This is a genomic window from Actinomyces radicidentis, assembly GCF_001553565.1.
GTDB lineage: Bacteria > Actinomycetota > Actinomycetes > Actinomycetales > Actinomycetaceae > Actinomyces > Actinomyces radicidentis.
On the sequence record NZ_CP014228.1, the window covers coordinates 176,074 to 197,656 of the forward strand.

Sequence of the window (21,583 nt, forward strand, 5' to 3'; positions counted from 1 at the left end):
CGTCACTGCTCGGAGCGCGTGAGCACGGCCCCGTGACCACCCTGTGACGCACGTGCGTCATCTCGCGTTGCCCACCACGGTGCCGCCCGTGACAATGCCCCCATGCCCACGCAGACCGCCGTCGAGCCCGCCCTGACCGGCTCCGAGGACGCCCGGGACCTCACCCGCCTCGGTGCCACGCCCGTCGAAGGCGGCACCGACTTCGTCGTCGTCTCCCCCCACGCCGACGCCGTCGACCTCTGCCTCCTCGACCTCGACGACGACGGGCGCGTCACCGGCGAGCACCGCACCGGCACGCACCGCCACGCCCGCGGCGCCTGGAGCGTCCACGTCCCGGGCGTCGGCCCCGGCCAGCGCTACGGCTACCGCGTCCACGGGCGCTGGGACCCCGCCGAGGGCCTCCTGTTCAACCCCCGCAAGCTCCTCCTGGACCCCTACGCCCGGGCGATCGACGGCGCCCCCGAGCTGAGCCCCGAGCTCTACGCCCACGCCGTCGACGACTCCCTGGCCCCCACCGCGCAGCCCCTCGAGCCCTCCGCGCTCGACTCCCTCGGGCACGTCGCCCTCGGCGTCGTCACCGACGAGCCCTTCCCCGTCGTCCCCGGCCCCCGCGTCCCGGCCGAGCGCGTCGTCGTCTACGAGACCCACGTCAAGGGCCTCACCATCAACATGCCGGGCGTCCCGCCCGAGCTGCGCGGCACCTACGCGGGCCTCGCCCACCCCTCGACCGTGGAGTACCTGCGCTCCCTCGGCGTGACGACCATCGAGCTCCTGCCGATCCACGCCTCCTTCTCCGAGGCCTTCCTCTTGCAGAACGGTCGCCGGAACTACTGGGGCTACTCGACCCTGTCCTACTTCGCGCCGGAGCCCTCCTACGCGACGGAGGCGGCGCGCGCGGCCGGCCCGCGGGCGGTCCTCGACGAGGTCCGCGGCATGGTCTCGATCCTCCACGAGGCCGGCCTCGAGGTCGTCATGGACGTCGTCTACAACCACACCTGCGAGTCGGGCGTCATGGGGCCGACGCTCTCGCTGCGCGGCCTGGACAACCTCGAGTACTACCTGCACGCACCCACCAGGCCCGCGCAGTACGTCGACGTCACGGGCACCGGCAACACCGTCGACTTCCGCTCGACGCGCGCCGTCCAGCTCTGCCTCGACTCGCTGCGCTACTGGCACGAGCACGTCGGAGTCGACGGCTTCCGCTTCGACCTGGCGGCGACCTTGGGCCGCAACGCCGCGGAGTTCCAGGCCCGTCACCCCCTCCTCATCGGGATGGCCACCGACCCCGTCCTCCAGGACGCCACGCTCATCGCAGAGCCCTGGGACGTCGGCCCGGGCGGCTGGCGCACGGGCGAGTTCCCCGAGCCCTTCCACGACTGGAACGACCGCTACCGCGGCACCGTGCGCTCCTTCTGGCTCCACGACGCCTCCGAGCTGTCCAAGAGCCGCCCCGGCATGGACCTGCGCGACCTCGCGACCCGCCTGGCGGGCAGCGCGGACCTCTTCGGCCACGGCGAGTACCCGGGCGGGCGCGGTCCGCTCGCGAGCGTCAACTTCGTGACCGCCCACGACGGCTTCACGCTGCGCGACCTCGTCTCCTACGACTACAAGCACAACCTCGCCAACGGCGAGGACAACCGCGATGGCACCGACGACAACCGCTCCTGGAACCACGGCTTCGAGGGTCCCGCCACGGACTCCGCCCTCGAGCTCGGGATGGACCTGGGCCCCATCGAGGTCCTGCGCCGCCGCTCCTCGCGCAACGTGCTCGGCACCCTGCTCGTCTCCGCCGGCACGCCGATGATCCTGGGCGGCGACGAGCTGGGCCGCTCCCAGGAGGGCAACAACAACTCCTACTGCCAGGACTCCCCGATCTCCTGGTACGACTGGAACCTCGCCACCTGGCAGCGCGACCTCATCGCCACGACCCGCTACCTCACGCGCCTGCGCGCCGAGCACCCGGTCATGCGCCCCACCGAGTTCGCGACGGGGCGCGTCGCCGAGGGCGACGCGATCCGCGACCTCGCCTGGTACCGCGCGACGGCGGAGGAGATGGACGCGGAGGGCTGGCACGACCCCTTCACCCGGGTCGTGCAGATGCTGCGCTCCGGCCAGGGCGACGACGACGACCTCCTCGTCATCATCAACGGCTCCCTCGACCAGTGCGACGTCACCCTCCCCGAGGGGCGCGGCACGGACTGGCACCTGGCCTGGGACTCCACCTGGGCGGTGCCCCGCCCACACACCTCGGCCTTCGCGCTGGCCCGTCGCGTGCGCCGCGGCAGCAGGGCCTCGGACGTCCCCGTCGCCCCCGAGCGCGCCCGCGCCGCACGCTCCGGCGCCACGGACTGCCGCCAGGACCGCCCGGGGGACACGACGACGATGGACCCGCTATCGATGAGGATCTACCTCTCGGGCGAGGAGCTGCGCGCCGCAGAGGCGCCGACGACGTCGCCGGCCGTCCGGACGCGCTGACCGCGCCAGGGCCCCGCGGGGGCTCCGCTCCGGGCGCTCGGGCCCCTCATCGCCCTCCCCTAGGATGGGCGCCATGACGCAGTCCCCCGAGACCCCCACCTCCTCCAAGGCCGAGGAGGCGCTCGCCAACGCGACGAACGACGCCTCCCTCGCCCGCTCCATCGCCCGCTCCGCCGAGATCGAGGCCGACCTCGACGTGAACCCCGGCCGCTACCGCATGCTCACGGGCGTGCGCCCCACGGGCAACATGCACCTGGGCCACTACTTCGGCACGATGCGCTCGTGGCAGCCGATCCAGGACCGCGGCGTCGACACCTGGATCCTCGTGGCGGACTACCAGGTCATCACCGACCGCGACGGCGTCGGCCCGATCCGCGAGCGCGTCCTGTCCCTCGTGGCGGACACGCTGTCCGTGGGCGTCGACCCGGAGCGGTCCACGATCTTCGCCCACTCCGCGGTGCCGGCCGAGAACCAGCTCATGCTGCCCTTCCTCTCGCTCGTCTCCGAGTCCGAGCTCCACCGCAACCCGACGGTCAAGGCCGAGCTCGAGGCCACCGACGGCCGCGCCATGACGGGCCTCATGCTCACCTACCCGGTCCACCAGGCCGCGGACATCCTCTTCTGCCAGGCGAACCTCGTGCCCGTCGGCAAGGACCAGCTCCCCCACCTCGAGCAGGCCCGCCTCATCGCCCAGCGCTTCGACAAGCGCTACGGCCGCGCGGACAAGAAGCACCCCGTCTTCCGCCGTCCCGAGGCCCTCCTGGGCGAGGCCCCGCTGCTGCTCGGCCTGGACGGGGAGAAGATGAGCAAGTCCCGCGGCAACACCATCGAGCTGCGGATGACCGCCGACGAGACCGCCAAGGCCCTCAAGAAGGCGAAGACGGACTCCAACCGCGTCATCACCTACGACCCGGAGAACCGCCCCGAGGTCTCCAACCTCCTCATGCTCGCCTCCCTGTGCGGCGCGGGCGCCCCGGAGGAGATCGCCGAGCGCATCGGCGACGGCGGCGCCGGCACCCTCAAGAAGGTGACGACGGAGGCCGTCAACGAGTTCTTCGCCCCGATCCGCGCCAAGCGCGCCGAGCTCGTCGCCAACGAGGACTACCTCGTCTCCGTCCTCCATGAGGGCAACGCACGCGCCAACGCGGTCGCCAACGAGACTCTCGACGCCGTGCGCTCCGCCATGCACATGAGCTACTGAGCCGCCGCGCACCGGCGGCCCGGCACGACGTCGGCCCGCCCCGCCGCCACCGTGCGGCGGGGCGGGCCGACGTCGTGCCGGGCCGCGAGGGGGCACTCCCCCGCCCGCGGGTTGCGCCAGGGCGATATGCGGCCGAGGGACGGGATCCTGCGCCCCCTCGGTGTGACTCGCACCGCCCATCCCAGTACCCTGGGTCTGTGACCCCGAACACGACAGGCCCCCAGCCCGAGACCACCCGAGCCGCTCAGGAGAGCGCTGCGACGCGCACGGGGCGGGCTCCCGCACCCGCCCCCTTCTCCCTCATCGGCCGCATCCCCGTGACCGAGGTGTCGCCCGTCGTCGAGGACGGGCGCTGGCCCGCCAAGGCCGTCCCCGGCGAGGCCTTCCCGGTCCGCGCCACCGTCTTCCGCGAGGGCCACGACCGCTTCGGCGCCACCGCCGTCCTCGTCCGCCCCGACGGCACCGAGGGCCCGAGCGCCCGCATGCACGAGTACGCGCCCGGCCTCGACCGCTACGAGGCCCGCCTCGCCGCGGACGCCCCTGGCGACTGGGGCATCCGCGTCGAGGGCTGGTCCGACCCCTACGCCACGTGGGAGCACGACGCCGGCATCAAGGTCCCGGCGAACGTCGACGTCGAGCTCATGCTCGAGGAGGGCGCCCGCGTCCTCGAGCGCGCCGCCGCCGTCCCCGGCCGCGACGACGAGGACGCCGCCGTCCTCACGCGCGCCGCCGCCGCCCTGCGGGACACCGGCCTCGACGCCGCCGACCGCCTCGCCGCCGGCCGCTCCGCCGAGGTCGTCGAGGCGCTGGACCGCCTCCCCCTGCGCGACCACGTCTCGCCGTCGGCCACCTACCCGCTCCAGGTGGACCGCAAGCGCGCCCTCTACGGCTCCTGGTACGAGGTCTTCCCCCGTTCGCTGGGCGCTACCCGCGCCGAGGACGGCACGATCGTCCCCGGCACCCTGCGCAGCGCCGCCGAGCGCCTCGACCGCATCGCCACCATGGGATTCAACGTCCTCTACCTCACCCCGATCTCCCCGATCGGCGTCACCAACCGCAAGGGCCGCAACAACACGCTCAACGCCCAGCCCGGCGACCCGGGCTCCCCCTACGGCATCGGCTCGGCCGACGGCGGCCACGACGTCATCCACCCCGAGCTCGGCACCTTCGACGACTTCGATGCCTTCGTCGAGCGCTCGCGCGGCCTCGGCATGGAGGTCGCCCTCGACCTCGCCCTCCAGTGCTCCCCCGACCACCCGTGGGTCGCCGAGCACCCCGAGTGGTTCACCGTCCTGGCCGACGGCTCCATCGCCTACGCGGAGAACCCGCCGAAGAAGTACCAGGACATCTACCCCCTCAACTTCGACAACGACCCCGAGGGCATCTACCAGGCGATCCTCGAGGTCGTGCGCACCTGGATCAGCCACGGGGTGACGATCTTCCGCGTCGACAACCCGCACACGAAGCCCCTCGTCTTCTGGCAGCGCCTCCTCCGCGAGGTCCGCTCGACCAACCCCGAGGTCCTCTTCCTCGCTGAGGCCTTCACGCGGCCCGCCATGATGCGCACCCTGGGCAAGATCGGCTTCCACCAGAGCTACACCTACTTCGCGTGGCGCAACACGAAGGAGGAGCTCACCGACTACCTCGTCGAGCTCTCCCAGGACACGGCCCCCGTCCTGCGCCCCGCCTTCTGGCCGACGACGCACGACATCCTCACGCCCTTCATGACCAACGGGAAGGTGCCGGCCTTCAAGCTGCGCGCCGTCCTCGCGGCCACGCTGTCCCCCACGTGGGGCGTCTACTCCGGCTACGAGCTCGCGGAGTCCACGCCGCGACCGGGCTACGAGGAGCAGATCAACAACGAGAAGTACGAGATCAAGCGCCGCGACTTCGGGGCCGCCCGCGCCAACGGGATCGAGGAGCTGCTCACCCGGCTCAACGCCTCCCGCGCCGCGCACCCCGCCCTCCAGCAGCTGCGCGACATCTGGTTCCACGGCACGAGCGACGACTCCCTCATCGCCTACTCCAAGCGCGTCGACGCCGAGTACTCCCCCACGGGCGAGGAGGACGTCGTCCTCACGGTCGTCAACCTGGACCCGCACAGCGCCCACGAGGGCGGCGTCCACCTCAACCTCGAGCAGCTCGGCCTGCCCGCCGGCACGGACGGCTCGCAGCCCGTCATCCGGGTGACGGACGAGCTCACCGGCTGGGTCTTCGACTGGTCGGGCAGCAACTACGTCCGCCTCGACCCCTCCGAGGGCCGCGTCGCCCACGTCTTCCACGTCCAGCGGCTCTGAGGCCGTCCGGGCCGGGCTCCTGCCCGGGCCCGCCGGCGGTCTCCGGCTCACCCGGCGGCCCCGCGCACCGCGCGACGCTGTCGGGCCGGGGCGCCGCACCCCTCACCGACCGCACGCCACCCACGAGAGGCACAACCACGTGACCACCCCCACCGAGCACAACGCCACGACGAGCACCCCGGAGGTCCTGCCGACCGCCGTCGTCCCCGCTCCCGCCGTCCTCGAGGGCGAGACCTACGGGGCCGCACCGGCCGCCCTGCCGCGCGTCATCCCCGGCATCCCCGCCGTGCCGCCGCAGCCGCACCCGGGCCTGTCCGCGGACCGCGAGTGGTACCGCACCGCCGTGTTCTACGAGGCGCTCCTGCGCTCCTACGCGGACTCCACCGGCGACGGCACGGGCGACTTCGTCGGGCTGACCACCCGCCTGGACTACCTCGCCTGGCTCGGCGTGGACGCCATCTGGATCCCGCCCTTCTACCCCTCGCCCATGCGCGACGGCGGCTACGACATCGCGGACTACACCGGCATCGACCCCAAGTACGGGACGATGGAGGACTTCCGCGAGCTCGTCCACCAGGCGCACCAGCGCGGCATCCGCATCGTCATCGACATGGTCCTCAACCACACGAGCGACGAGCACCCCTGGTTCCAGGCCTCCCGCTCCGACCCGGACGGCCCGTACGGAGACTTCTACGTCTGGTCCGACGACGACACCCGCTACGACGGGACGCGCGTCATCTTCGTCGACACCGAGGAGTCGAACTGGGCGTGGGACACCGAGCGGCGCCAGTTCTACTGGCACCGCTTCTTCTCCCACCAGCCCGACCTCAACTTCGACAACCCCGCCGTCGTCGACGCCGTCCTCGACGTCGTCCGATTCTGGGCGCGCACCGGCGTGGACGGCTTCCGCCTCGACGCGATCCCCTACCTCATCGAGCGCGAGGGGACGAGCTGCGAGAACCTTCCGGGCACCCACGAGGTCATCGCGACTCTCACCGAGATGCTCGACCGCGAGTTCCCCGGCACGATCACCCTCGCCGAGGCGAACCAGATGCCCGACGACGTCGTGGAGTACTTCGGGACCGCGGAGCGCCCCGAGTGCACCATGTGCTTCCACTTCCCCGTCATGCCCCGGATCTTCCGGGCGCTGCGCGAGGAGTCCGGCGTCGCGATCCGCGACATCCTCGCCGAGACCCCGGACATCCCGACGCACGGCCAGTGGGGGACCTTCCTGCGCAACCACGACGAGCTCACCCTCGAGATGGTGAGCGACGAGGAGCGCGACCTCATGTACGGCTGGTACGCCGAGGAGGACAGGATGCGCGCGAACGTCGGCATCCGCCGGCGCCTCGCACCGCTCATCGACGCCTCCCGCGCCGAGACCGAGCTCATCAACGCCCTCCTGCTGTCCCTGCCCGGCTCGCCGTGCCTCTACTACGGCGACGAGATCGGCATGGGCGACAACATCTGGCTCGTGGACCGCGACTCCGTGCGCACCCCCATGCAGTGGGACGACTCCCCCAACATGGGCTTCTCTACGGCAGTCGACCCGGGCGCCCTCACCCTGCCGCTCATCCAGCGGCCCGGCTACGCGCACCTGAGCGTCCAGACCCAGCTGCGCCGACCCGACTCTCTCCTGCACTGGACCCAGCGGGCCCTCCACGTGCGTCGGGCCCACCCTGTCCTCGGCCGCGGGGCCTTCGAGGCCCGCGACGTCTCGGACGACTCGGTCCTAGCCCACACCCGCACCGACTTCCTCCCGGTCCCGGCCGGGCAGGAGCCCGAGACGATGCTCTGCGTCGCCAACCTGGCCAACGCGCCCCGCTCGGTGACGATCGAGGTCCCCGACCTCGCCGGCCGGGCGACGCGCGACGTCATCGGCGGCGCGGACTTCCCCGCCGTCAGCGACGACGGCCGGATCACCCTGACCCTGGGCGCCCGCGGCTACTACTGGCTCTCCGTGAGCCCCGCCGGCGCCGACCAGCCCGGGACCGCCCCGGGCGAGCACGAGGCCGCGACCGCGGCCGGAGAGGAGGCCTGATGACCTCGACCGTCCCCGCACCCTGGCCCTCCACCGAGACGCTCCTGCACGACCTGCACCCCTGGTTGCTCGAGCGCCGGTGGTTCCCCCTCAAGGGCGACGCCGCACCCGCGCCCGGCACCCTCAACCTCGTCGCGGACCGCGACCTGGGCGACGGCGTCCACGACCTCCTCATCGAGGCGCCACGCGGCGACGCCGCCGGCACCTCGGTGCTCGTCCACGCCCCGCTCGTCGCCGTGCCCACCGGGTCGCTGGCGGACTTCCGCGTCGACGGCGAGGCGGCTGAGAACGCCGGCCTCGTCCTCGACGACGCCAGCGCCGAGCTCGTCGACGGCCCGCACCACCCGGGCTTCTGGCGCGCCTGGGCCGCCGCCGCCGAGGCCGCCGGCACGGTCATGCGCCCCGAGCACGCCCGCGCGATCGCGCAGCGCGCCCACCGGCTCAGGGTGACCACCGGCGAGCAGTCCAACACGAGCGTCATCCTGCCCGCGCCCCTCGAGGACGCCCCCACCGGGGGAGCAGAGGACGAGGGCACGACCGACCTCATCGTCAAGGTCTTCCGCGTCCTCGCCGCCGGCCGCAACCCCGACGTCGAGGTCTCCGTCGCCCTCGCGAAGGACGGCTGGGACCGCGTCCGCACGCCCGTCGCCTGGTCCACCCTGACCTGGATCGACCCGACCGGCGCGGAGGTCGAGGCCGACTCCGCGGTCGCCACCACCTTCGTGCCGCGCGCCGACGACGGCTTCGAGCTCTTCTGCGAGCTCGCCCGCTCCGACGACGGCGAGGACGGTGCCCGCCGCCGCCAGGCCCTCGAGCTGGCCGCGGACCTGGGCATCACGACCGGCCAGATGCACGAGCACCTCGCCGCCGCGCTCGGCACGAGCGAGCCCGCCTCGCCCGCCGAGCTGGCCGCCGACCTGCGGGGCCGCGCCGACTGGGCGCTCGCCGAGGTCCCCGACCTGGGCGTGCGCGTCCCCGGCCTCGCCGACGGCGTGAGGGCCGTCCTGGCCGAGCTCGCCGAGCTGCCCCGTCTCGAGACGGCGACCCGCGTCCACGGCGACTACCACCTGGGCCAGACGCTCCACGAGGTCGGCGGCGAGGGCCGCTGGTACGTCCTCGACTTCGAGGGCGAGCCGCTGCGCCCGCTCGCCGAGCGCTCCGAGCCCGATCAGCCCCTGCGCGACGTCGCGGGCATGCTGCGCTCCTTCGACTACGCGGCCGCCGTCGGCGGCGTCGCCGACGCGGGCTGGCTCCCGGCCGTCCGCGACGCCTTCATGCGCGGCTACCGCGCCACCGTCCCCGTCGACGGCGAGGAGGACGCGCGCGTCGCCGCCGTCGAGCTCGCCGCCCTCGAGCTCGACAAGGCCCTGTACGAGGCCGTCTACGAGGCCCGCAACCGCCCCGACTGGATCGGCATCCCCGTGGGCGGGCTGACCGCGATCCTCGCCTCCGCCCCCGCGGCCGGGCCGCGGACCGCCACCGACGACGCGCCCGCGCATGACGCGCCCGCAAACGGCCGCCAGGCCGACCCCGAGCATGGGAGAGTTGCCAGCATGACCGACGTCACCCCCTCCCCGACCCCCTCCGCTGTCCACGTCGACCCCTGGGTCCTCGCGGACATCGCCTACGGGCGCTACTACAACCCGCACGAGGTGCTCGGCGCCCACGTGGGCGAGGGCGGCGTCACCGTCCGCACCGTGCGCCACCTCGCCGACGCCGTCGCCGTCGTGACCCCGGCCGGGACCTTCCCCGCCGAGCACGAGCAGGACGGCATCTGGGTCGCCGTCCTGCCGGGCGACACCGTCCCCGACTACCGCGTCCAGGTCACCTACGGCGACGAGACGACCACCGTCGACGACCCGTACCGCTTCCTGCCGACGCTCGGCGAGATGGACACCTACCTCATCGCCGAGGGCCGCCACGAGGAGCTGTGGGAGGTGCTCGGCTCGCACGTCAAGCGCTACTCGGGCGACATGGGCGAGGTCGAGGGCACCGCCTTCGCCGTGTGGGCCCCGAACGCCCGCGCCGTGCGCGTCGTCGGCGACTTCAACTACTGGGACGGCACCGCCACCCCGATGCGCTCGCTGGGCTCCTCCGGCGTCTGGGAGCTCTTCATCCCGGGCGTCGCCGCCGGCGCCCGCTACAAGTACGAGATCTGCTACAACGACGGCTCCTGGCACCAGAAGGCCGACCCGCTGGCCCGCGCCAACGAGGTCCCGCCGGCCACCGCCAGCGTCGTCACCGACTCCGAGTACGCCTGGGGCGACGACGAGTGGATGCGCGCCCGCACCGAGCGCGACCCGCACAACGGCCCGGTCTCCGTCTACGAGGTCCACCTGGGCTCGTGGCGCCAGGGGCTGGGCTACCGCGGCCTGGCCGACGAGCTCGTCCCCTACGTCCAGGAGGCCGGCTTCACGCACGTCGAGTTCCTCCCGGTCGCGGAGCACCCCTTCGGCGGCTCCTGGGGCTACCAGGTCTCCGGCTACTACGCCCCGACCTCGCGCTTCGGCACCCCGGACGACTTCCGCTACCTCGTCGACCGCCTCCACCAGGCCGGCATCGGCGTCATACTGGACTGGGTCCCGGCCCACTTCCCCAAGGACGACTGGGCTCTCGGCCGCTTCGACGGCACCCCGCTGTACGAGGACCCGGACCCGCAGCGCGGCGAGCACCCCGACTGGGGCACGTACATCTTCAACTTCGGGCGCAACGAGGTCCGCAACTTCCTCGTCGCCAACGCGCTGTACTGGCTGGGAGAGTTCCACGCCGACGGCCTGCGCGTCGACGCCGTCGCCTCGATGCTCTACCTGGACTACTCGCGCGACGAGGGCCAGTGGCACCCGAACCAGTTCGGCGGCCGCGAGAACCTCGAGGCCATCAGCTTCCTCCAGGAGGCCACGGCCACCGCGTACCGCAAGAACCCCGGCACCATGATGATCGCCGAGGAGTCCACCGCCTGGCCGGGCGTCACCGCCCCGACCGAGTACGGCGGCCTAGGCTTCGGCCTCAAGTGGAACATGGGGTGGATGAACGACACCCTGCGCTACATGGCGGAGGAGCCCATCAACCGCCGCTACCACCACGGCGAACTGACCTTCTCCCTCGTGTACGCCTTCTCCGAGCAGTTCGTCCTGCCGCTCAGCCACGACGAGGTCGTGCACGGCAAGGGCTCCCTGCTCTCCAAGATGCCGGGCGACGCCTGGCAGGAGCTGGCGAACCTGCGCGCCCTGTACGCCTACCAGTGGTCGCACCCGGGCAAGCAGCTGCTCTTCATGGGCCAGGAGTTCGGCCAGGGCGCCGAGTGGAACGCCGACAACTCGCTGGACTGGTGGATCCTGGACGACCCGGGCCACCAGGGCCTGCTCAAGCTCGTCACGGACCTCAACGCCTTCTACAAGGACTCCCCGGCGCTGTGGGCGGACGACTTCTCGCACCGCGGCTTCGAGTGGATCGAGGCCGGCGACGGAGACCACAACGTCCTGTCCTACCTGCGCAAGGGCACCGGCCCCGACGGCCACGGCGACCTCGTCGTCGCAATCGTCAACTTCGCCGGCACCCCGCACGAGGGCTACCGGGTCGGCCTGCCCTTCGCGGGCGGCTGGGACGAGGTCATCAACACCGACGCCCCCGAGTACGGCGGCTCCGGCGTGACGAACCAGGGTCACGTCGAGGCCGAGGAGCTCCCGTGGAACGGCCGCCCGGCGTCCGTGACGCTGCGCGTTCCCCCGCTCGGCGCCGTCTTCCTGCGGCCGAGCCGCGACTGACGCCGATCGCGCCCTGAGGCAAGACCACGGCGGTCCAGGGGCGGGCACCGCGTTCGGCGGTGCCCGCCCCGTCGCGTGCGCGCGGTCCTCTCGCACGGGGTGCCGGCCGAGCCCTGCGCGGCCCGCGCCGGCCACCCGCGAGCGACGTGGCTGCGGCTCGCCCGCGCGTCTCGCGCGTGGCCCGAATGACAGGCGGCTTCCAGCCGGGGCACAGCGGTCTTCGATAGGGTCGAGTCGTACGCGCGATGACGGGACGGACGGCCTTGAGCGCGCCCCTCCGCCGCGTCGTATGCTGTGAACGTTGCTGCAAGACCTTGCAGAGTGAGTCCCCGAACCCATGACAAGGGAAGAAGAATGACGCAGAAGCTGGCCACCACGGTCCCGTCCCAGGTGCGAGCCGTCTCCGGCCGCCCGGCCGAGGTCTCCACCCCGATGGAGGTCTGGCAGGGGCTGTCCGCCGCCGTCATCGACCGCATCGCCGACAACTGGAACGCGACCACCGAGAAGTACCGCGCCGGCCGGCGCGAGCACTACTTCTCCGCCGAGTTCCTCGAGGGCCGCGCCCTCCTCAACAACCTCACCAACCTCGGCATGGTCGCCGAGGCCGAGGAGGCCGTGGGCGCCTTCGGCCAGAAGCTCTCCGACGTCCTCGAGCAGGAGCCCGACGCCGCGCTCGGCAACGGCGGCCTCGGCCGTCTCGCCGCCTGCTTCCTCGACTCCTGCGCCACCCTCGACCTCCCGGTCCAGGGCTACGGCATCCTCTACCGCTACGGCCTGTTCAAGCAGCTCTTCAACGACGGCTTCCAGACCGAGCACCCGGACTCCTGGATGGAGGAGGGCTACCCCTTCGTCATCCGCCGCGAGGAGGCCCAGCGCATCGTCCGCTACAACGACCTCACCGTGCGCGCCGTGCCCTACGACATGCCGATCACCGGCTACGGCACGAAGAACGTCAACACCCTGCGCCTGTGGAAGGCCGAGAGCATGGAGGAGTTCGACTACGACGCCTTCAACTCCCAGCGCTTCACCGACGCCATCGTCGAGCGCGAGCGCACCGCGGACATCTCCCGCGTCCTCTACCCCAACGACACCACCTACGAGGGCAAGGTCCTGCGCGTCCGCCAGCAGTACTTCTTCTGCTCGGCCTCCCTCCAGGAGATCGTCGACGACTACGTCGCCGAGCACGGCAGCGACCTACGCGCCTTCGACGACTTCAACTCCATCCAGCTCAACGACACCCACCCGGTGCTCGCCATCCCCGAGCTCATGCGCATCCTCATGGACGAGCACGGCCTGGGCTGGGACGACGCCTGGAAGGTCGTCACCCGCACCTTCGCCTACACGAACCACACGGTGCTCGCCGAGGCCCTCGAGACCTGGGACATCTCCATCTTCGAGCGCCTCTTCCCGCGCATCATGGAGATCGTCTGGGAGATCGACCGCCGCTTCCGCGAGGACCTCGCCGCCCGCGGCGTCGAGCAGGGCACGATCGACTACATCGCCCCCGTCTCCGACGGCAAGGTGCACATGGCATGGATCGCCTGCTACGCCTCCTACTCCATCAACGGCGTCGCCGCCCTCCACACCGACATCCTCAAGCGCGACACGCTCAAGGACTGGTACGCCATCTGGCCCGAGCGCTTCAACAACAAGACCAACGGCGTGACCCCGCGCCGCTGGCTGCGCCAGTGCAACCCCCGCCTGTCCGCCCTCCTCGACGAGGTCACCGGCTCCGACGCGTGGGTCAAGGACCTCTCCCTCCTCGAGAGGTACGCCGACGCCGCTGACGACGCGGTCCTCGACAAGCTCGCCGAGGTCAAGCACGCCAACAAGGTCGACTTCGCCGCGTGGATCCTGGACCGCGAGGGCATCGAGATCGACCCCGACGCCATCTTCGACGTCCAGATCAAGCGCCTCCACGAGTACAAGCGCCAGCTCCTCAACGCCATCTACATCCTGGACCTCTACTTCCGGATGAAGGAGGACCCGAACCTCGAGGTCCCCAGCCGCGTCTTCGTCTTCGGCGCCAAGGCCGCCCCGGGCTACATCCGGGCCAAGGCCGTCATCAAGCTCATCAACGCGATCGCGGACCTCGTCAACAACGACCCGGTCGTCTCCAAGACCCTCAAGGTCGTCTTCGTCCACAACTACAACGTCTCCCCCGCCGAGCACATCATCCCGGCGGCCGACGTCTCCGAGCAGATCTCGATGGCCGGCAAGGAGGCCTCGGGCACGTCCAACATGAAGTTCATGATGAACGGCGCCCTCACGCTGGGCACCCTCGACGGCGCGAACGTCGAGATCCTCGACGCCGTCGGCGACGACAACGCCTACATCTTCGGCGCCACCGAGGACGAGCTGCCGGCCCTGCGCGAGTCCTACGACCCCCGCGCCGCCTACGAGACCGTCCCCGGTCTGCGCCGCGTCCTGGACGCCCTCACGGACGGCACGCTCGACGACAACGGCTCCGGCTGGTTCGCCGACCTGCGCCGCAGCCTCCTCGAGGCTTCCTACGAGCCGGCGGACGTCTACTACGTCCTGGGCGACTTCGAGAGCTACCGCGAGACCAAGGACCGCATGGCCGCCGACTACGCCGACCAGAGGGCCTGGCAGCGCAAGGCCTGGGCGAACATCACCGCCTCCGGCCGCTTCTCCTCGGACCGCACCATCAGCGACTACGCGAAGGTCTGGAACCTCCAGCCCGAGCCCGTCGCCTGACGCAGGACCGACCCCGCCCTCCCCTGGTCGACCGGCAACGCACCGCTCGACCGTCTGATTTCCAGGAATCAGGCGGTCGAGCAGTCATCCGACGGTCGACCACGCAGAACCGGGCGACCCCGCACGACGGAGCCGGCCACTGCCGCTCAGAAGAGCAGCGTCGCGAGCTGCCTGCGGGCGCGGGCGACCTCGGGGGCGCCGGCGCCGATGACGTCGAAGAGCTCGAGAAGGCGCTTGCGGGCGGTCTCGCGCTCCTCTCCGGCGTGGCTGCGCACGGCCTCGAGGGCGCGGCCCAGGGCGGCGTCGACGTCGCCGAGGGCGAGGGAGGCGTCGGCCGCCGCGAGGGCCTTGTCGACGTCGGCCGGGTCCGCGTCGGCGGCGGCGATGAGGGCTGCCGGGTCCTGGCCGTCCATGCGCCGCATCATCCGGATCTGGTCGCGGGCGACCTTGAGCTCGTCGTCGGCCGGGTTCTGGGCGATGGCGTGGTCGTAGACCTCCTCGGCGGCGGCGTAGTCACCGCGCTCGAGGGCCTCGCGGGCGGCGCGCTCCACCTCGGTCTCCTCCGGCTCGGCGGGCTCCTCGGAGTCCTCGCCGTCGGTGAGGTCGAGGCGTCCGTTGACGCCGTTCTGCGCGGCGACGTCGAGCAGCTGGTCGAGCAGGGACCGGAGCTGGTCGTCGGGGATGGCGCCCTGGAACATGGGCACCGGCTGCCCGCCGAGGAGGGCGACCACGGTCGGCACGGCGGTGGCCTGGAGCGCCTGGGCGACCTCGGGGGCGGCGTCGACGTCGACCCGGCCGAGCTCGAAGCGGCCGGCGTACTCGCGGGCGAGGGTCTCGAGCTGGCCGGCGAGGTCCTCGCTCACCTGCGAGCGGGGCGTGTGAAGGACGATGACGACGGGGACCTGCGTGGAGACCTGGGCGACGTCGCGCAGGGTCGAGGCGTCGACGTCGACGACGAGGGGCGCGGGCACGCCCTGCCCCGAATCCTCCCCCGGCCCGCCCTGGGCCGCGGCGCGAGGTGCTCCGGCTGCGCCCGGGGCGCTGGTGCGCGGAGCGAGGGTGGACAGGTCGACGGCGCCGAACATGCTCATGGTGGTTGCCTTTCCGGGCGGTGCCCGATGGTGGCGGGATGAGGCCGTGCAGGACCTCGAGGGTACCGGTACGGCGCGGCGCGCTGGGCGCCGCGCCGTACCGGGCGGTGGGACCGGGGCCGGGCTCAGCCGGCGGCCGCCGGCGCCACGGAGTCGTCGCGCTCGACGCCGGACAGGACGAGGTCGCCGCCCAGGACGGCGGGTTTGTCCGTGCTCCCCTCGGCGGGGATCGAAAAGGCTACCATGGCGTCGTAGTGCGCGGTGACGGTGCCCTTGACGGAGGTGTCACCGCCCATGAGGTAGGACACGGGAGTCCCGAGCTCGATGGTCGAGCCCGCCACGGTGTTCGTGTACACGGTGGCGAAGGACAGCGTCGTCATGACGATGGCGCCGTCCTCGGTGGTGACGAGGCCCTTGAAGCCGTCCCCGCCCGGGGCGGCGGTCACGGTGACGGTCCCCATGCTGCCGAGGTCGACGGCCCGCTCGGCCTTGACGCGCTGGCGGATCGGGTCGTCCGCGAAGGACTTCCCGTTGGAGCCGTCCGGGTTGTTGAGGGCGTCGACGTAGGCGTCGAGGACCTCGGCCGGGGTCTTGACGAAGCCGGTCGTGTCGGCGTCGACCTGGGCGGAGCCGACGGAGGCGTTCGAGGTGGCGGGGACCTGGACGCCGGCGTAGAGGCGAGCCCAGCCCCACAGCTCGAAGTCGTCGCGGGCCGAGTCCTGGGTGAGGGCCAGGAGGTAGGGGACGGAGTCGTCCTTGGTGCCCTCGGTGATGGTGAGGGCGGTGCGCGGGAAGCCGGTCGTGAGGCCGACGGCGCCTGCCTGGCTCGTCGTGTCGAAGGCGTGGACGTGCGAGTCGTCCTTCGCCTTCGTGGCGAGGGTGTACTCCTCACCGCGGACGCGCTCGGCGGGCCCGGTGAGGTAGCCGTCGAGCTTCTTGGCGTCCTTCGCCTTGTCGGCGGCGTCAAGACCCTTCTGGACCCGCTCGAGGATGGTGGTGAGGCGGTCGGAGTCGAGGACCGGCTGGGCGGCGGGCGTGCCCGTCTCCTCCGGCGTGCTGGGGACGTCCGAGGCGCAGGCCGCCAGGGTGGCGGCGACGGCGGCGGCGAGGCCGCCGGCGAGGAAGGTGCGGCGGGTCGTCATCAGGCGTCCTCCTCCCCGTCGTGGGTCTCGGAGTCCTCGGCGTCGGCCTCGGTCCCCGCGTCCTCGACGGGCTCGGTCTCGGTGGTGTCGTCGTCTGCGGCGTGCTCGGCCGTCTCGGGCTCCTCGCTCTCGGCGCCGGGGACGGGGGCCTCGACGGGGTCAATGACGGTGGTCTCCGCGGAGGCCGTCCGCTCGGCCGGCTCGGGGGCGGCGGCGGACCCGGCCGGCGCGTCGGCGTCGGCGGGCTCGTCGTCGGAGGCGATGGCGAAGGGCTCGTCGTCCTCGAGCTCGCGGGCGGCGCGGTGGGCCGCGACGGTCGCCTCGTCTAGGCCGGGCACGACGGCGGCACCTTGAGCGGCGCCGACGGAGGCCTCGGCGGCCTCGTCGGAGAGGGCCTCGACCTGCTCGGAGGCGGGGGCCGTCGGGACGTCCGGGGCCTCGACGCCGGCGAGGTAGACGCGGCCGGTGCGCGGGTCGATCCACTCCTCCCCGGCCTTCTCGGCGCGCTCCTTGTCCCGCTTCTCGCGGCGGGACAGCGGGCGGTCGGGGTCGCCGACGGCGGGGATGCCCGCGGTCGAGGTGGCGTCCGCGCTCGAGAGGCGGGCGGCGCGCTCGGCGGCGGCCGCGCGGCGCTGCTCGTCCTCACGACGGGCCTGGAGGTCCATGAGGAGCATGAAGACGCCGACGAGCAGCAGGAGGCCGCCGACGACGAGGCCTGGGAGGAGCCACGGGGTGGAGACGTTGCGGGGCCAGGTCAGGCTCAGCCGCGGGGCGTCGGAGGAGCCGTCGGTGGCGGCGAGCACGACGAGGTCGGGGTCGGTGGCGTCGAGCTCGAGGCTGACGGAGCCCTTCCCGGTCTTCGTGGCGAGCCAGAGGTCGGCGGAGTCGGCCGGGTCGGCGTCGGTGGCCTTGAGGGCGGTGCAGCCCTCGGCGGCCGTCGTGGCGGTCGCGCTGGCGGAGGCGGAGGCCTTCGCGGAGGCGGTCGCGGACGGCGTCGCGGAGGCGCTGCCGCTCGCGGAGGCGGTCGAGGATGCCTCCTCGCAGCGCTTGGTGACGTCCGTCGAGTCGAGCTGCGTCCACGAGCTGAGCCCGGTGACGGAGACGTAGGGGTCGTCCTCCAGCCACGCCTGGACGTCGGAGGAGCGCGCCACGTAGAGGGTCACGTCCTCTTTCTGGGAGCCGGTCGCCTTGATGGTGACGTCGGAGTCGACGAGGCCGAGCACGCCGGGCTCGGTCACCACGTAGTGCTGGTCCGGAGTCGTGGCGAGGGCGGCCTCAGCGGTCGAGCTCGGTCGCCACACGGTGGCCGAGCACACGGCCAGGGCGATGACGATCAGGCCGACGAGGGCGGTGATCGCGCTCAAGATACGTCGGTTCACGACGTTGGTCTCCTTGGTGTCGCGGACGGGTCCGCCCCTCGGGTGCCGCACCGTGGTGCGGGCCGCAGCGTCCGCTGCGCCGAGCCGGGGCTGAGCAACCAGGGTCGCACGCCCTCCGGCGGGGCGCACCGGTCCCGGTCCAAGATCACAGAGACGTGCGCCACCGGCGGAACGCCTCCGGGTGCCCGCCACGCCAGGGGAGGAGACGCCTCCGGGCGGCTCCGCGCCGATACTCTTGGAGCCGGTCAGCGCGCCGTGACGCGCCAGGACGAGAGGACAGACGTGGCAGAGGGCACCGAGGACTTCGCGATCACCATGCGCGGCTACGACCGCGCTCAGGTCGACCAGCGTCTGGAGGCGCTCGGTCGGCAGCTCGCCGACGCGCGCCGCGAGGTCGCCAGCCTCGACCAGCGCGCCATGACGCTGGCGGGCGAGCTCGCCGACGCCCAGCAGAAGCTGAGCGAGACGGACAAGCCCACCTACGCCGGGCTCGGCTCCCGCATCGAGCAGCTCCTGCGCAGCGCGGAGGAGCAGAGCGCCTCGGTGCTCGCCAAGGCGAACTCGGAGGCGGACTCCCTGCTGGCCCGCACCCGGACGAACGCCTCCCAGCTCTCCAACCGCTCGGAGTCCGAGGCGGCGACCCTCCTCGCGGACGCCCGCCGCGAGGCCGCAGAGCTCCGGGGAACCGCTGAGGGCGAGGCGTCCACGACTCTCGAGAACGCCCGGGCCCGCGCCCAGGAGATGATCGACTCCGCGCAGCGCGACGCCGCCCGCATCCGCTCGGACGCCGAGTCCGCGGCGAACGCCCAGCGCTCCTCCGCCGAGCGCGACGCCCGCACCACCATCACCCGCGCCCAGACCACCGCCACCGAGATCGGCGTCGCAGCCGAGCAGGAGGCCGAGGCCCTGCGCCAGCAGGTCACGGCGGAGACCGACGCGCTGCGCCGTCAGACCGAGGAGGCCTCCCAGGCCCAGCTCGCGGACGCCAACGAGAAGGCCCACACGACCCTCGAGGCCGCCCGCAGCGAGGCAGCCGAGCGCCGTCGTCAGTCCGTCCAGGCCGCGGAGGACCTGCACCGCACCTCCACGGAGGAGGCGGAGGCCCTGCGCCTGTCCTCGACCCGCGTCGCCGAGGAGCTGCGTGCCGCCTCGACCGCGGAGGCGGAGGAGCTGCGCGCGACGTCGACGGCCGCCGCCGAGGCGCTGCGCCTGTCCTCGACGCAGGAGGCCGACGAGCTGCGCCGCACCTCCACCGAGCGCGCCGAGGCCCTCGTCTCCCGCGCCGAGGAGCAGGCCGCCCGCACGCTGGCGGAGGCCCGCGAGGAGGCCGACCGCCTCGTCACCTCCGCCCGCCTCGAGGCCGAGGAGCTGCGCCGCACCGCGCACGAGGACGCCGACGCCGCCACCGCCGAGGCCGCCACGACCCGGCACCAGCTCGAGCTCGACGTCGCGGCCGCGCACGCCGCCGCCGCGCAGGAGGACGCGGACGCCCACGAGAGCGCCGTCATGCGGATCCAGGAGATGAACGAGACGGCCCAGCTCCAGGCAGCCGACGCCGAGGAGCGCCTGCAGGCCGCCATCGACCGCGCCGAGACGGTCCGCACCCAGACCGACGAGGCCGCGCGAGCCCGGACGCAGGAGGCGTCCCGTCAGGCCGAGGAGATCCTCCGGCAGGCCCGCGAGGACGCCGTGCGGATCGTCGAGGACGCCCGCGACGACGCCCAGGCCCGCACGACAGCCGCGGACCACGAGGTCGCCGAGCTCGCTCGTCAGCGCGACGCCCTGGCCTCCTACCTCGAGGAGATGCGGGGCGTTCTCGCCTCCTCCGGCTCCCTCGAGACGGTCCTCTCCGAAGCCATCACCACGGCCCCCGGGTCCGACGACGCGGACGCCCGCGCCGAGGTCGAGCGCGCCGAGGCGGCGCTGGCGGACTCGGGCTCCGAGGAGGACACCGCGAGCGCCGAGTGAGCCGCTCTCCCGGCGCCCTCGGCATCGCGTCGGGGTCCCTGGGCACGAGAACGGGGCGGGAACGCTGGTGAGCGGTCCCGCCCCGTCGTCGTGCTGAGGGACACGGCGCGGTGGGGCCGTTCGGCGACCGCGCGAGCGCGAGTCTCAGGACCAGGCGCGGCGCACGAGGGCGAGCGCCTGCTCCTGCGTGACGCCGAGGGAGCGCATCGCGGTGACGAAGCGGAGGGCCTCGCGCTCCCCCGCGGTGCCGGACTGGTCGACGACGAAGGTGCCCTGCCGGCCGCGCCCCTCGACGATGCCCTCGATCTCGAGCTCGCGGTAGGCCTTCGCGACGGTGTTGACGGCGACCGAGAGCTCCGAGGCCAGCGCCCGCGTCGTGGGCAGCCGTGAGCCGGCGTCAAGGCGGCCGTCACCCACGGCGTCGCGCACGGCGGAGACGATCTGGGCGAAGACCGGCTCCGTCGAGGCGGGGTCGAGCGTGATCGTCGTGCTGGAGGTCGGACTGGTCATGAGACCAGTCTGCGATACATCTCCGTTCGGGGCATCTTGAAACAACCTCTATGCTGCAGGAATGTCGTCCGAGTCATCCTCGCCGGTCCCGTCCGGCACGCCCTCGCAGCCCTCCGCGCACGCCTCGGGGACGGCCCCGTCGGGGGTGGAGGTCGACTGGGCGGCGCAGCGGCGCGAGGCCGCCGTCGAGCGGGCGCGACTGCTCCAGGAGCGCCAGGACGCGGAGCACGCCCGTGCCGCGCGCATCGTGTCCCTCTTCCTCCGGGTCGCGCGCTCGGAGGGGCTCGAGGCCCGACCGCTGCGGGTGCGCGGCTACTCCGGCGGCACGGCGCGCACCTCCCTGCGCGGCTGGTACCTGCGCGCCGACGAGTCGGTGGCGCTCGACGACGAGGGCCGCTTCTACGTGCTGCGCCAGTCCCTCGGGCTGCGCGAGCGCCTCATGGGCGCCTCGCCGGTGGCCGAGCCGGTGCCCATGACGATCGGCGAGGGCGGGCGCGACGGGGACATCGTGCCGCTGCGCTTCGCGCTCGACCGGCTGCTTCCGGGCTGGGAGGAGCGCTCTCCCGAGCCGCTGGCCTGAGGCGCCCTCGCCCGACGACGTCGGCGCACCGTGCGTGCAGGCCCGCGGCCCGGTGGCACGTGGACCGCGCGCCCCAGGTGGGATCAGGGCACGAGCCGGGTCCTCACCAGAGGTGGCGCTCCCAGCAGGAGGTGTGCCAGTGGCGGCGCTCCTCAAGACCCCGGTCCGCCCCGAAGAGGGACTCGTTGGACCAGGCGACGACGTGGGGCGTGCCCGGCGGGATCTGACGGTGGCAGGCGGGGCAGGTGTAGGTCTTGTCGCCGCCGCGTAGGTGACGGACGGTGAACTCGGCGCCGCCCGGGCCCGTCTGGGTGCGGGGCATGGAGGCGAGGCGGCTCATGTCGAGGGGGACGTGGGACGCGCCGTAGGGGCGCTTGGAGCTTCGCCTGGCCATGGGGCGACCATATCGCCGGGCGC

General features: G+C 72.9%; 13 protein-coding genes. 8 read left to right on the plus strand and 5 right to left on the minus strand.

Annotated features, from left to right (window positions below):
- Positions 1–102 precede the first annotated feature (102 nt).
- The 6 genes from glgX (at position 103) to AXF14_RS00835 (ending at position 14,496) form a co-directional block, all read left to right on the plus strand.
- Positions 103–2,475: a glycogen debranching protein GlgX gene (gene glgX / locus AXF14_RS00810; RefSeq protein ID WP_084355244.1), complete on the plus strand. Its 2,373-nt coding sequence runs from the start codon at positions 103–105 to the stop codon at positions 2,473–2,475.
- A gap of 73 nt (positions 2,476–2,548) precedes the next feature.
- Positions 2,549–3,676: a tryptophan--tRNA ligase gene (trpS, locus tag AXF14_RS00815; RefSeq protein ID WP_067939161.1), complete on the plus strand. Its 1,128-nt coding sequence runs from the start codon at positions 2,549–2,551 to the stop codon at positions 3,674–3,676.
- A gap of 197 nt (positions 3,677–3,873) precedes the next feature.
- Positions 3,874–5,973 (plus strand): alpha-1,4-glucan--maltose-1-phosphate maltosyltransferase, encoded by a 2,100-nt coding sequence (locus tag AXF14_RS00820; protein WP_067939164.1) that lies wholly within the window; start codon positions 3,874–3,876, stop codon positions 5,971–5,973.
- Between the two features lie 256 nt (positions 5,974–6,229).
- Positions 6,230–8,014 carry a maltose alpha-D-glucosyltransferase gene (treS, locus tag AXF14_RS00825; RefSeq protein ID WP_417862727.1) on the plus strand — a complete coding sequence of 595 codons (1,785 nt, stop codon included), beginning with the start codon at positions 6,230–6,232 and terminating at the stop codon, positions 8,012–8,014.
- Positions 8,015–9,567: 1,553 nt separating this feature from the next.
- Complete coding sequence (gene glgB / locus AXF14_RS00830) at positions 9,568–11,778, plus strand: 1,4-alpha-glucan branching protein GlgB (protein ID WP_067943842.1); 2,211 nt, start codon at positions 9,568–9,570, stop codon at positions 11,776–11,778.
- Between the two features lie 354 nt (positions 11,779–12,132).
- The gene (locus tag AXF14_RS00835; RefSeq protein ID WP_067939167.1) at positions 12,133–14,496 is read left to right on the plus strand and encodes a glycogen/starch/alpha-glucan phosphorylase; all 2,364 of its coding nucleotides are present in this window, start codon (positions 12,133–12,135) and stop codon (positions 14,494–14,496) included.
- A gap of 146 nt (positions 14,497–14,642) precedes the next feature.
- Here the strand turns inward: AXF14_RS00835 and AXF14_RS00840 are convergent, their stop codons facing one another.
- The 3 genes from AXF14_RS00840 to AXF14_RS00850 all read right to left on the minus strand — a co-directional run bounded on the left by AXF14_RS00840 (position 14,643) and on the right by AXF14_RS00850 (position 18,108).
- A complete protein-coding gene (locus AXF14_RS00840) occupies positions 14,643–15,587 on the minus strand; it encodes a tetratricopeptide repeat protein (protein WP_067939169.1) in 945 nt (314 codons plus the stop codon).
- Positions 15,588–15,712: 125 nt separating this feature from the next.
- On the minus strand, positions 15,713–16,729 hold the full coding sequence (locus AXF14_RS00845; protein WP_335338918.1) for a hypothetical protein: 1,017 nt from the start codon (positions 16,727–16,729) through the stop codon (positions 15,713–15,715).
- A complete protein-coding gene (locus tag AXF14_RS00850; protein WP_150118375.1) occupies positions 16,729–18,108 on the minus strand; it encodes a hypothetical protein in 1,380 nt (459 codons plus the stop codon). Before AXF14_RS00850 ends, AXF14_RS00845 begins: the two co-directional genes overlap by 1 nt.
- Before the next feature lie 282 nt (positions 18,109–18,390).
- On the opposite strand from AXF14_RS00850, the gene AXF14_RS00855 reads away from it, so the two are divergent.
- Positions 18,391–20,076, plus strand: coding sequence for a hypothetical protein (locus AXF14_RS00855; protein ID WP_067939178.1), 1,686 nt, complete (start codon positions 18,391–18,393; stop codon positions 20,074–20,076).
- A 144-nt stretch (positions 20,077–20,220) separates the two neighbouring features.
- On the opposite strand, the gene AXF14_RS00860 is transcribed toward AXF14_RS00855, so the two are convergent.
- Positions 20,221–20,586, minus strand: coding sequence for a GntR family transcriptional regulator (locus tag AXF14_RS00860; protein WP_067939181.1), 366 nt, complete (start codon positions 20,584–20,586; stop codon positions 20,221–20,223).
- Positions 20,587–20,647: 61 nt separating this feature from the next.
- Here AXF14_RS00860 and AXF14_RS00865 point away from each other — a divergent pair, with 61 nt between their 5' ends.
- Positions 20,648–21,166: a hypothetical protein gene (locus AXF14_RS00865; RefSeq protein ID WP_067939185.1), complete on the plus strand. Its 519-nt coding sequence runs from the start codon at positions 20,648–20,650 to the stop codon at positions 21,164–21,166.
- 103 nt (positions 21,167–21,269) lie between these two features.
- Here the strand turns inward: AXF14_RS00865 and AXF14_RS00870 are convergent, their stop codons facing one another.
- Positions 21,270–21,560: a hypothetical protein gene (locus AXF14_RS00870; protein WP_067939190.1), complete on the minus strand. Its 291-nt coding sequence runs from the start codon at positions 21,558–21,560 to the stop codon at positions 21,270–21,272.
- Positions 21,561–21,583: the final 23 nt, after the last annotated feature.